Source organism: Nostoc sp. (assembly GCF_036919615.1).
Lineage (GTDB): Bacteria > Cyanobacteriota > Cyanobacteriia > Cyanobacteriales > Nostocaceae > Nostoc.
The window spans coordinates 19,374-31,523 of the sequence record NZ_JBALCN010000008.1 but is presented as its reverse complement, the minus strand read 5'-3'; the positions used below and the strand labels follow the sequence as shown (position 1 = coordinate 31,523).

Sequence of the window (12,150 nt, the reverse complement as noted above, 5' to 3'; positions counted from 1 at the left end):
GTCGATTGAATATGCTGCCATTTCTTAATAATCTTCTTTTTTACATCTTTTAAGTTTATGACTTTTGTGGTAGTTTTGATATCAAATTGCTGTAATTCCCATCAAGCCGATGTCTGCAATTTGGGGCTGTCCACAGGAATTGGGGCAACCTGTCCAGTGTATTCGCACTGGTTTAGTGAAGGTTAAGTCTTCTTCTAAGGCTTTAATCATTGCCAGAGCGCGGTTTTTGGTTTCGATGAGGGCAAAGTTGCAAAATTGTGCGCCTGTACAAGATACTAGCGATCACCTCAGCAAACCTGGCTCAAGGGAAAACCTTTCCAGCAAAGGCTCTGTTAAAAATGTTGCTAAACGTGAATCAGAAATATTGGGATGATGATGTTTTGTTCAACTGTGAAGCGGATTTCACCACTGCCGTAAACTTCCGCTAGACGTGCGATTTCAAACATATCTTCAGCATACAGTCGCCTGACGGGAATGTGCAAGCCTACGTAATTTAATCCCAGTTGTTTTTGTTTGTATATACCAATGTGGTCGCGTTTTTCCCAGTCGATTTCGTCTTTTGCCGCTTCACAATATTTAGCTGAGAAAAAGCCATCGACTAAAACGTTAAACCGGAAAATTTTTTGATGAGAATAGGTAGAGGGGAAATTTTGCTTCTCTGCTCCCCTACTCACCTGCTTCTTTAAATGCTGGAACAAAAGCTAAATCGTTGATTTCAGCGTGAACTGAATTGTCTCTTCCACCTGCGATCGCAATGTTAAACTTCCGTAGTAGGTTGCTAAACTCTGGGTTCCCTTCCCCTTTGTTGGTGAGCATATCTCGAATTTGCTGTACCAACTCTTGCGTGTCGTACAACTCATCTGCATCCAACCCCGCCACTGGATCACCTGTGATATTGCGGACGTTATCCATTCCTGACTGGATAGTAGTTAAACCAACTGCGTCAAATCTGGTCAGACTACACTCCTCAACTCACTCGCAATTCATCTCAACACTGACTAGTCGTACAGGTACAGTCTGAGCCTTCTTGCTGTTACAGATAAATGAGAGGGAACCTAATGGGACATCCCTTCCACTTCAAAGAAAGCCAAGCAAGTATGGATGCCACCAATATCTCCGGCAAGAATCATGGGTCAATTCGGGAGCCACTGCCGACCATCACGCACCAACAAATCATTTGCTGCCAATGGTCCCCATGAGCCTGCTGTGTAGTTGGGAAAGTTTTCAGGTGAAGTGCTTGCCCAAGCCTCTAGAATGGGGCTAACGACGCTCCAGCCTAGTTCTACGTTGTCTGAGCGCTGAAACAAGGTTGCATCACCGATCATGCAGTCGTACAGCAAGGTTTCATAGCCGGTACTCGGGATCGTGCCAAAGTAATCATTGTAGCAAAACTCCATTTCCACCGCATCCATTTTCATGGCGGGGCCAGGCACCTTTGCACCAAATTGGAGGTGAATTCCTTCCTCTGGTTGAATACGGATGGTTAAGAAATTAGGCGTGAGGCGCTCAATCGAGGTTTGGCGAAACAGTAGTGAGGGTACTTGCTTAAACTGAATTACAATTTCAGTCACGCGTTGAGCCAGACGCTTGCCGGTTCGGAGATAAAACGGCACCCCTGCCCAGCGCCAGTTGTCGATGTTCAGCTTTAAGGCAGCATAAGTTTCAGTGGTAGAGTCGGACGCAACTCGTGGCTCTGAGCGATAAGCAGGCACTTGAGTATCCTTCACCGTTCCTGCACCATACTGTCCCCTTACGGTATGAGTTTGCACAGTTTCAGCAGTGAGCGGAATGATGGACTTCAATAGTTTTGACTTTTCATCACGCACCTCATCGGCTGAAAACGAGATCGGCGGTTCCATCGCCGTCATTGCCAGCAGTTGAAAAAGATGGTTTTGCACCATGTCCCGTAATGCACCTGTGCCTTCATAGAAGTTGCCTCTGCCTTCGACTCCAACCGTTTCGGCTACGCTAATCTGCACGTGATCAATATGTTCACGATTCCAAATCGGTTCAAACAAGCCATTACCAAACCGAAACACCAGAATGTTTTGTACAGTCTCTTTTCCCAGGTAGTGATCAATGCGGTATATCTGTTTTTCCTCAAGGACAGCACCAATGGATTTGTTGAGGGCACGAGCCGAGTCCAAATCGTGCCCAAATGGTTTCTCGATGATGACTCGCCGCCATTGATTGTTGTCTTCGCGTACTAATCCTGCCGCACCCAGCTGTGTAATGATGTCGCAAAATAAGTTAGATGCAGTAGCCAAGTAGAACAAATAGTTTCCCTGAGTGCCACAGTCTTGATCGACTTGAGTCAGTAAGTCTTGCAACTGATGGTAGGTGTCAGCTTCTTGAAACTCACCAGCAAGATAGTAGAGTCCCTGCTTAAGCGGTTGCCAGAGCTGATCGTCTACGGGAACCGTTGCGAACTCATGAATGTCTTGAGCGAGTTTGCTGCGAAAATCATCCTGGCTCATTGGAGTGTGTGCGACTCCAATGATCGCAAATTCCGGCGGCAGCAAATTGCTTTGTTTAAGGTTGTAGAGGGCAGGAAGCAGCAGACGCTTGGTTAAATCTCCCGCTGCTCCAAAGATAACGATCACGCAGGGTTCTACTTGATGGATTGAGGTTTCAACAGGAACCTGGGGCGTGGTGGCAGCCGTCATGATATAAATCTCCGCATGTTCTTCAAGATGTCCACCAAACTATAGCGCATTGCAGACAGCAGTTTATCTGCAAATTCACCTTTATCTCTGGAGCTTAATTGTTAGTAGAGTGCAGCAGTAATCGTCCACTGGCCTTCTCCAGAATCAAACACCTGATGTACAAGTTTTAGGTAATAGTGGCGAATGGTGAATTAGGTTTAGTCCTGTATGAATTCATCGGCGTATCACTTATCTACAAACAAGCATTTCCATTTAATACAGACATCTTCTGTTGGAGAATTTTAGCAACTTTAGCAGTTTTTGGTGTCAGCAGTAAAAGCAAAATCATGACTTACACAAAATTATGAAAAAACGTAGACGCAAAGCGGTGGGGGGTCGTAGTCTTGGCAGTTCCAGTCGTTAGCGCAGCGGTAGCGAGTCATCGAGCGTCTTGCGAACCCCGGAACCCGAAGGCTACCGCAAAGGATGCAAAAAAGAGGCAGCGCGTTGCGGGGGTTCCCCCGTTGTAGCGACTGCCGTCACAAAGGAATAGAGTTTTAGAGGGTTCTTGCATAAGTCCTATTTATTTAACACTACCCAATTAAGAGCATTTGCCTTTGGTGTCACCAGAATAAGGAAAATGGTAGAGTTAAGAGCGATCCCGTAGCGAAAAATGTAAATAAGATATGGCTGACCAAAAAGATAAAGCTCAAGAAAAAAACCGCCTTGAGCAGCTTCAGGAAGAACAAGGCAACACGGATTCTAAACACTCAGGCGGTGCTGGCGCTTCTGGCGGCAACTCGGGTGCAGGTAAATCTGGCACATCAAAAATTTCTGCCACTGGTACACCTGATGATATTGAAAAAATTGATCAAGAGTAAGGCTGACTCCGACGACGAGTCCAGGTTTAACTGCGTCGGTTTTGATTAGGAACTTAACTCAACAATGGTGGATTGAATACCTTATTATTCACTCCAGATTGTTGAGCACCCTCAAGTCAGAAGGCGCACCTCACCGATTTGACTGTTTTAGCTAGGGTTAGAGAGCCTGTACAAGATTAACACTGCTCTGGTATAAATATAGAGCAGTGTTAATCTTAATCTAGACCTCATTTTCCGCTCCAATTAAGATGTGTTTGCCCTGAACATCTATGGACAACGATTATATGATTCAAGTTCTCAGTTCTTGTTTCATTGACTCTACTTTGGATTCCTCTGAGTCATATGTCAAGCCTAATTTAGATGCTCTTACCCTGCTCAATAAGCGGCGTGAAACGCCTAATGAAGGGTATTTCAGATGACAGATGTTAGTTAAAACTTAGATATTATTTCAGCAACTATGAAACGTCGTGATTTTATTAATTGGGTAGGTTTGGGTTGGATAGCGAGTTCCCTACCTGTAGCGATCGCAGCCTGTTCTTCCCAGACGACTACAGCAGCATCCAAGGATTGGCAAACAGTGGGCACTTCGGCAGAATTAGATAAAACAGGTCAATTGCTGGCGAAAAATTCACCCGTCGGGCCTGTGTTGGTAATCGGTACATCTAAAGCCGAAATAACTGCTGTTGACCCTACGTGTACTCACGCAGGTTGCACCGTAGCATGGCAAGCTAAGGCGAAAAAATTTGCTTGTCCCTGTCATGGTTCAGAATTTGGGGCTGACGGTAAGGTGCAAAAAGGCCCAGCGACAAATCCGCTGAAAACTTATGCTGCCAAGATTGAGGGGAATTCAGTTGTAGTTAAACCAACCTAGTGGAGACAGGAGGTTCGCCACTGCGGTGGACGGTTTCACCGGCATAAAGCAAGTGGCGAACCCGAAGGGCAGGAGGCAGAAGATTGATAATTAAAACAGGATATCGTGAGTAATATCAACCAGCTTTTGGTGCAAACCCAGGCAGCATATGATACAGCTGATTGATCATCGCTAATTTAATATTTGCAACAATTAATCTTAGGTGTAGACTCGGAACATCCAGAGATAATTAAAAATCGAGAATATCTGCTGAGATTAGCACTTTCAATCTTAGAGATGGGGGATTTTTAACAACGCTGGAAAATTACCAAGGTGTTGACTCACTTGGGAAATATTGCCATCCCACCACTCATTGACATATTAGAAGATGAAGATACAGAGTCAGAATTACGCTGGTATGCAGCACGGACTTTGGGCAAATTCCAGCACCCAAAAGCGATCGCACCCTTGATTGAATTATTCAAAACTGATGAGGATGAAGAACTCAAAGCGATGGCAGCTACAGCACTGATGCAAATGGGTACTGTTGCGATCGCTGCACTGAAAAATCTGAATGGGGAAGCTGCACATCAACAGTTGCAGCAGTTAGCAAATAACGCCACACTCACACCAGATTTGCAACAAGGAATAGCGATCGCTTTGGCTGAGTGGTAATTTCTCTCAAAGAGGATGACGCTCTTGCTAGCTTGCTTTTCCCTAAGAGTACGGGAGGCTTCCACGGCAGTTCCTTAAAGACATCTTTGGACTTTGGGATAGTTACGGGAGCGCAAAACTAAGACATCTGTGGAAAGCTTATGATTCTATGGAGTTAGAAGCTGACCCGTGTTTTGTGTGTTTAGACTAAAGAGTAGTTAACTCCGCCTCAATCAAGCTTGAATGTCCGTCTTTTGGAAGCTATCAAAAGCTTAGATTTTTTTAATTACCAGGTAGCTTCCCCTTTGATAATCGCCATAGGAGTAGGCGATAAAGTAGCAGCAAATTTGTATTCTTTGGCAAAGCCAACACAACCAAAGGAGTAATCCCAATGACTGAATACCAAGACTTCATAGTAAACGCTTCTAAATTGATTGAGCAAGACCCTGACGCTAACTGGCTATTTCGCTACATTGGCGATGGACTCACCGAGCACGGATTCAGCACTAAGATGTCTGAAACTTATGCTGCACTCGTCATTGGGCAAGAGTTTTTCACTCCCAGTGAAAGCGATTTTAGCTCTTATATCAGCAGCGTACGGTCAGCGTTCCCACAGGTAAGTTCTGAAGGTCACGACACACTGCTAGAAGTGACTAGTAAATACGTTCAAGACTACTATCACCCACAAGTAGATACACAAGAGATGTAGTCAGTAGAAAGCCGCTATTCTAAAGCGGCTTTTAAGCGGGAGCAAGGCGATTTTGTCATGTTGGGTAAAAAACAGGCGTTGCTAAATCAAAATATGAATTAGGCGTAGCCTGCACTTCTCTACGTTCGCGCAGCGTGTCGCAGACAGACGCTGCACGTAGCTTGCTTCCCCGTAGAGGTACGACAAGCTACAACTCTTGGAGAGGCTGCGCCCTAAGCGTTGGCGCAGCCTAAGAAGAGAAGCTATGCCGCAGGCTTTACGGCTACGCCCTTCGACGCCGCTCAGGACAAGCTCAGGACAAGCTCAGGACAAGCCCAGGACAAGCTCAGTACAAGTCAGTGACCATCGTAGAATCGTAGACATCGCTTCAAGCTTGCGGGCACGTAGCGCCCGCAGCCCCACGGAACCGTACTTCAGATAATCTGTGACTAATCGAATAGAAAACTTCAGTATTTACTCGGCTTTAGAGGCATTTTTGTTATTATTGCGGGTATTTTAACTTATGCCACAATAATCTGACTCAGTACCCTTTTATGAAAGTTCCTGTTGTTTTAATTCTTTTTAATCGTCCTGATTATACTGCTCAAGTCTGGGAGTCCATCCGCCAAGCTCAACCTCAACAATTATGGGTGATTGCAGATGGGCCGCGTCCCCATGTTCCTAAGGATATTGAACACTGCCATGCTGCAAGAGCGATCGTTGAAACGGTAGATTGGCCCTGTGAAGTTATGAAAAATTATGCTAGTGAAAATTGGGGATGTGGGAAAAGAGTATTTAGTGGATTATCTTGGGTATTTGATCAAGTTGAAGAAGCTATTATTTTAGAGGATGATTGTCTACCTAACCCGACTTTCTTCCCATTTTGTACAGAATTGCTCGCTCGCTATCGATTTGATCCTCGTATTTTGCTCATTAGTGGACGCAATGATCTCGGGCAGTGGAAAAGTGACCAGCAAAGCTACCATTTTTCTCATTATGGAAGCATTTGGGGTTGGGCAAGTTGGCAACGGGCTTGGAAACTCTGTGATCCCAGTTTTAAATCCTTTGACTCAACGACCATTCTTCAAACTCTAAGTGAAGTCTTAGCGGATTCAGAACAGGTAAATTATCACTTTTGGCTTTATGAGAATATTCTCAATGGGCACATTGATACTTGGGATATTCAATGGGCTTTGGCTCGATTACTTCATCAAGGTTTAGAAATTGCTCCTTCTGTAAACTTAGTCAAAAATTTAGGCTTTGATCCTCAAGCAACTCATACTAAAAAAGTAGATGATCTGCGCGCAGAGATTATTTCTAGATCAATGCAATTTCCTTTACAGCACCCTCCTGAAATATTTCAGAGTGATGATAACTTTGATCGTCAAAATTTTTTAATGCAACTAATGAGTACCTATAAACAAGTACGGGCTTTGAAGGTTTTGCAACAAGCGATCGCCCAAGGGAAAACACCACCTCATTTAGAACCAGGAATTTTCCATGCACTCACGCCACTTTTCCACTTGCAAGAAGCAAATTTAGTATTAAAACATCTTTTGCAATGGAATCCTAGCCATAAAGCGGCTAATTTACTTTGCCAGGAATTTCAAAAATTTTTACCCTGATCACGCTTAAGATTTGAAGACTAAGCTGATCGACTTGTAGAGCATTCGCCATCCTTTTTGTAGTAATATCCCTGGCACTTGCCAGACATGATCTAATTTCCATTGATGCTTTAAAAATTGAAAGAATCCTTCAGAATAATCAGACTGCTCATACTGGCACTTTAAGGAATATTCGTCATATTGTTCATGTAAACTTAAGTAGTAGTCTAAGATTACTGAAGTTGCCTTTACTCGCGGAAAAGGTTGAAGTTGGTGTTCATACAGAATCTTTTCGTTTAAGGAATTAGATATTTTTGCTAATTTTTCTAAAACTTCTCCAGGAATTGGGGCATTCAAAACAAACTTTGAATAGCTAAGGGTATCGTACAAAGGTTGATTAAGATGAAATTGCTCGGCGAAATTGACGAGTCTTTGCCAGTCTAAATCAGGTGATCGCTGTAAAATAATCCAAGCATCTACAGCCCAACGGAGTGGAGGTAAACAATTCCATCGCGCACCATGAATACAAACATGAAATAGCTGATCGCTAGGATTAAGAATCTTGACTGTCCCACCGCGAATTTGTAGCGATTCAGAAGCTTGCCAAAAAGCTGTATCTAACTCTGGAATACATTCCTGTAAAATATGCCAATGAAGATCAAGTTCTAAGCCACTTTCGTTGATAAAAGTTTGAGCGTGCCGTTTTGAAAGTAAATGCTTTGAGCTAAAATAAGCTTGATCTGGCTTTTTATACCATTGAAGCTTTTCCAAGACTTGAACTGCAATCTCCACTTGTTCAAAGGACACTAGTAAATCTAAATCATTCATGGAGCGACGGCCAAGATTTTGATAGTAGCGTGAGATCAATGCCACTCCCTTTAACAACAACGTTGAAATCCCCGCTCCCTCAAAGGCTTGAATTACTTTTTCTAGCTGATGTATAAGCAACTGATTTTTATACCAAACTTTGCAATAAATGCCTTTTAGTTTAAGTAAAATTTCATCCTCGATCGGATGACTTCCTATGTTGTAATAAAGCTGGGATAGAAGACGATAAGAACCACTATCAATACTGTCGAAATCAACTGTATTTCTCCACTCTTGCCAAGCAAGTAGGCTCTCTTGTCCCTGCCATAAAGCCGCCTTCAAAAGCAGTTCTTGGAATGAATTTGGCCAAGGGCCTTGTGGATAACGAAGCAAAACAGACGCATCATAATTCTTCTGAGTCATTTCAAGAAACCTAACACTTCACAAAAGTAGCAAAGAATTTAAAAAACTAAGGCTCAATAGCTGTTTCAGGGAGATGAGCTAGGGAAAAAGGCTAAAAGGATTAAACCAAAAGTGATCCAAATGCTGAAGATTTCTGGGGCTAAAAACCAAGTTAAGCAAGCATTTCAAGCGCTTCTCTCCAAATACCTCCCCAAAAGCCCTATAGAACCAAACTTAAACACTACTTGTGCTTCCTGCATCTATCTCCCAATAAATCCGTATTTTTACTGTTACCTAAAACCTGGTTTAACATTGTAAACTTTTTGGAACGTATAATTGAGTATAGAATTTATGAATTACAAGACTTGCTTTCAGTTTAGAGATTCCCAGATTGTATATGAGTTTTTTGATGATGAGGTGATTTTAATTGATTTGAACAATGGTAAATATTATCACCTAAACGGGGTAGGACTGATTATTTTGAAGGGAATTGAAGAACAAAAGTCACTGCTAGAGATTATTCAACTTATTTTCCAAAATTTTATAAATTGTCCTCCAGATTTACAGCAAGTTGTCACAACTTTTTTAGAGGAGTTACAACAAGAATCTCTTATTGTTGTTAACACTGAAGCTTTAGACAATGGTAATAATACGGAAGTTAGCCAGAACGATCTATCTTCTGAGTCTCTGTCGGTATTTAAGCTTCCCTCTCTAAAAAAATATACTGATATGCAAGATTTACTTTTACTTGATCCCATTCATGATGTGGATGATGCAGGCTGGCCTGTACGTTTACCCTCATCCTAAGTAGCCTTTGTTTTTCTAAGTTATGGATGCGAACGCGTATTTTAGTGCGGCCCATGAAGCATTTTGCCAAGCTCAAATTCAGCAGGGGAATATTGAGTACTGGTACAAAATCGGTGGATATATCATCTGTCAGCGTTTTGCTGGACAAGCTTTAATTCCTCAAATGACCGAGGCTTTATCTCACTTGCAAATTTCTCCCTGTTTCTCAGCAGATTTTACAATTTGTCTTTGGGACAGTTCTTCTACGGGCATAGCCATGCCTTCCCCCCCTTGGTCAGTTCATGATTACGGCGATCGTGGATTAGTAAATGGCTATAATAGCGATCGCTTTTCTACCCTGTTTCAAGTTGGACCCGATGTTTTGCACCTTTTTGATCGAGATCGTCAGCTAGCTCTGTATTGGGTTAAAACAGCAGCGCAAATTCCTTATTGGGAACATAGTTTTCCACTGCGGATAGCGCTACATTGGTGGACTCGTTCTTTTCCGCTCCAATTAGTTCATGCAGGAGCAGTAGGGACGCAGACAGGCTGTGTATTACTGACAGGTAAAAGTGGTTCCGGAAAATCAACAACGACCTTAGCTTGCCTAGAAGCTGGGCTGCTATATCTAGGAGATGACTACGTGATGATACAAACCGAACCGATTTCCAGTGTTTATAGCCTTTACAATACTGCCAAACTGGAAGCTAGTAACCTATGGCGCTTTCCAAATCTAGCCAAGAATGTTAGTAATTTAGAACGATTAAACCACGAAAAAGCCTTAATATTTTTACACAGTCATAGACCGGAACAGTTAATATCTCATTTACCTATTCGGGCTGTTTTAACACTTGAGATTAGCCATCAGGAAAATTCCTCACTCCAGAAACGCTCCCCATCAGAAAGTTTTGCTGCTTTAGCTCCCACAACGACTTTCCACCTCCCCCGATATACTAAAGTTATTACTCAAAAAATAGCTGCTTTAGTCAATCAAGTACCCAATTACAGATTAATCTTAGGTACCAATTTAAAACAAATTCCTGAAGCTGTTTTGAGTTTGCTTTAGTCGGAAATTTATGGAAATAACGCTCTTTCATCACTCTGATGAGAGAATAAATAAGTGATATGTCATAAACGCTTTTCTAGAGTATGTTTGAGGGAAGTCCAGCAATCTCCTTTCTCTAATTCCTTAGAAGTGCATTGTTTCTGCTTTTTTTTGATAAATGACTACAAAGCTGATATTCCATTGCTTATTTTCTAGAATATATTTTGTTCTACTCTAGCAAAAGCATACTCCTTTGACTGACAATCTAAAAGATTAAGTAACTAGAATGAAACCAACTCTAAGCATTATTATTCCCATTTATAATGGGGCCAAATTTTTGTCTCAAGCTGTTCATTCTATTCAGCAGCAGGAACAATTACCTAAAAATACAGAAATCTGGCTGATTGATGATGGCTCTACGGATGATACGGCAGCGATCGCCCAACAATTTTCTGTAAATTATTATTATCAACCTCAGCAAGGTCCTGCCTCTGCTCGGAATCAAGGAATTTTAATCAGTAAAGGTGAATTTATTGCCTTTCTAGATGTAGATGATTTGTGGTCACCTAATAAATTAAAAACTCATCTTGCTGTGTTATTAGCTCAACCGGAAATTTATATTGTTAAAGGTTTAATACAAGAAATGCATTTAAATCAGTCCTCTGATCTCAGGGGCAATCAGGAAAATGATATCGATTTTGAATTCAAAGGTAAACCTTATGAAAGTTTTCATTTAGGAGCTACAACCTTTCGGCGGAGTATTTTTGAGCAGGTCGGTTTGTTAGATGAAACATTTTGGTATGGGGAAGATGTAGAGTGGTTTGTACGAGCTAAAGATCAGGGTATAACCTCTGTAGTAGTACCTCAAATCTCTCTTTACTACCGTCGCCATTTAAATAGTCTAACCATGCAATGTAAACAGCAACCTCTGGTATTAACCAAGGCATTACATAAACTATTGACACAGCGTCAACTTTTAAATTCACCCTTTAGTTGAGTTTTTAATTAAGTGAATTTTTATTATTTGTACTTATGAATACTTCTAACCTCATTAGTATTATTGTAGTTGTCAAGAATGGTGAACGTTATTTGAAAGCAGCCTTAGATAGTATTCAACAGCAAAACTACTCTAATTATGAAACTATTGTGATTGATGGAGCTTCAACGGATCGAACAGCCGAAATTGCTCAGTCTTACTTAGGTATGATTTATCAACAACAAGATGGGAAAGGATTAGCCCAAGCACGGAATACTGGAATTTCGGTAGCGCGGGGAGAATTAATTACCTTTCTAGATCATGATGATTACTGGGAAGTCAATTCATTAAGTCAACGAGTAGATTCTCTCTTATCAGAACCACAGATCCAGGGAATTGTCGGGTATTTACAAAAGTTTTTTGAATCTGATTATAAAACTAGAGAATCACTTAAACATGAAGAAGCTTTTAAGCCTATAATTGGTTATACACCTGGTACACTTTTAGCTAGACGAACACTTTTTGAACAGGTGGGAGGTTTCAATTCAGAATTTAAGATTGGATGCGATAGTGAATGGTTTGCACGAGCTCAAGATCAGGAAATTTTACTAAAAGTTTTACCGCTGTTAGTCTTGTACAAACGTTTACATAATAATAATCTTTCTTGTCAAAAAGAAGTTTATCGCCAAGAAATTTTTATTTTATTGCAACAATCTTTGAAGCGTCGTCAGGCTTATAAACGATAGGTAAATTGAAAACAACATCTATAATTTATAATCCATTTTTACCTTACTAAGTCAACATTTTAATCC

General features: G+C 41.6%; 10 protein-coding genes and 2 pseudogenes. 9 read left to right on the top strand and 3 right to left on the bottom strand.

Going from position 1 to position 12,150, the window contains the following annotated elements; genetic code table 11:
- Positions 1–87: 87 nt before the first annotated feature.
- Together nirA and zwf are read right to left on the bottom strand one after the other, a co-directional pair.
- Positions 88–951, bottom strand: a pseudogene (gene nirA / locus V7K48_RS03235) (ferredoxin--nitrite reductase); the annotation flags it as partial.
- A 182-nt stretch (positions 952–1,133) separates the two neighbouring features.
- The gene (zwf, locus tag V7K48_RS03230) at positions 1,134–2,666 is read right to left on the bottom strand and encodes a glucose-6-phosphate dehydrogenase (RefSeq protein ID WP_335069560.1); all 1,533 of its coding nucleotides are present in this window, start codon (positions 2,664–2,666) and stop codon (positions 1,134–1,136) included.
- Between the two features lie 665 nt (positions 2,667–3,331).
- On the opposite strand from zwf, the gene V7K48_RS03225 reads away from it, so the two are divergent.
- The 5 genes and pseudogenes from V7K48_RS03225 to V7K48_RS03205 all read left to right on the top strand — a co-directional run bounded on the left by V7K48_RS03225 (position 3,332) and on the right by V7K48_RS03205 (position 7,343).
- Complete coding sequence (locus V7K48_RS03225) at positions 3,332–3,526, top strand: hypothetical protein (RefSeq protein WP_138502135.1); 195 nt, start codon at positions 3,332–3,334, stop codon at positions 3,524–3,526.
- A 457-nt stretch (positions 3,527–3,983) separates the two neighbouring features.
- Positions 3,984–4,397, top strand: a complete 414-nt coding sequence (locus V7K48_RS03220) for a QcrA and Rieske domain-containing protein (RefSeq protein WP_335069558.1) — start codon at positions 3,984–3,986, stop codon at positions 4,395–4,397.
- Between the two features lie 225 nt (positions 4,398–4,622).
- Positions 4,623–5,009, top strand: a pseudogene (locus V7K48_RS03215) (HEAT repeat domain-containing protein); the annotation flags it as partial.
- Between the two features lie 412 nt (positions 5,010–5,421).
- Positions 5,422–5,739 carry a hypothetical protein gene (locus tag V7K48_RS03210; protein WP_335069555.1) on the top strand — a complete coding sequence of 106 codons (318 nt, stop codon included), beginning with the start codon at positions 5,422–5,424 and terminating at the stop codon, positions 5,737–5,739.
- A 533-nt stretch (positions 5,740–6,272) separates the two neighbouring features.
- Entirely contained in the window at positions 6,273–7,343 is a 1,071-nt protein-coding gene (locus V7K48_RS03205; RefSeq protein WP_335069553.1) for a glycosyltransferase family 2 protein, read from the top strand.
- 6 nt (positions 7,344–7,349) lie between these two features.
- Here the strand turns inward: V7K48_RS03205 and V7K48_RS03200 are convergent, their stop codons facing one another.
- Positions 7,350–8,552, bottom strand: a complete 1,203-nt coding sequence (locus V7K48_RS03200; RefSeq protein WP_335069551.1) for a nucleotidyltransferase domain-containing protein — start codon at positions 8,550–8,552, stop codon at positions 7,350–7,352.
- A 330-nt stretch (positions 8,553–8,882) separates the two neighbouring features.
- Here V7K48_RS03200 and V7K48_RS03195 point away from each other — a divergent pair, with 330 nt between their 5' ends.
- The 4 genes from V7K48_RS03195 to V7K48_RS03180 all read left to right on the top strand — a co-directional run bounded on the left by V7K48_RS03195 (position 8,883) and on the right by V7K48_RS03180 (position 12,084).
- Complete coding sequence (locus V7K48_RS03195) at positions 8,883–9,338, top strand: PqqD family protein (RefSeq protein ID WP_335069549.1); 456 nt, start codon at positions 8,883–8,885, stop codon at positions 9,336–9,338.
- A 22-nt stretch (positions 9,339–9,360) separates the two neighbouring features.
- On the top strand, positions 9,361–10,383 hold the full coding sequence (locus V7K48_RS03190) for a serine kinase (protein WP_335069547.1): 1,023 nt from the start codon (positions 9,361–9,363) through the stop codon (positions 10,381–10,383).
- 265 nt (positions 10,384–10,648) lie between these two features.
- The gene (locus tag V7K48_RS03185) at positions 10,649–11,359 is read left to right on the top strand and encodes a glycosyltransferase family 2 protein (protein WP_335069545.1); all 711 of its coding nucleotides are present in this window, start codon (positions 10,649–10,651) and stop codon (positions 11,357–11,359) included.
- Positions 11,360–11,394: 35 nt separating this feature from the next.
- On the top strand, positions 11,395–12,084 hold the full coding sequence (locus tag V7K48_RS03180) for a glycosyltransferase (RefSeq protein WP_335069543.1): 690 nt from the start codon (positions 11,395–11,397) through the stop codon (positions 12,082–12,084).
- Positions 12,085–12,150: the final 66 nt, after the last annotated feature.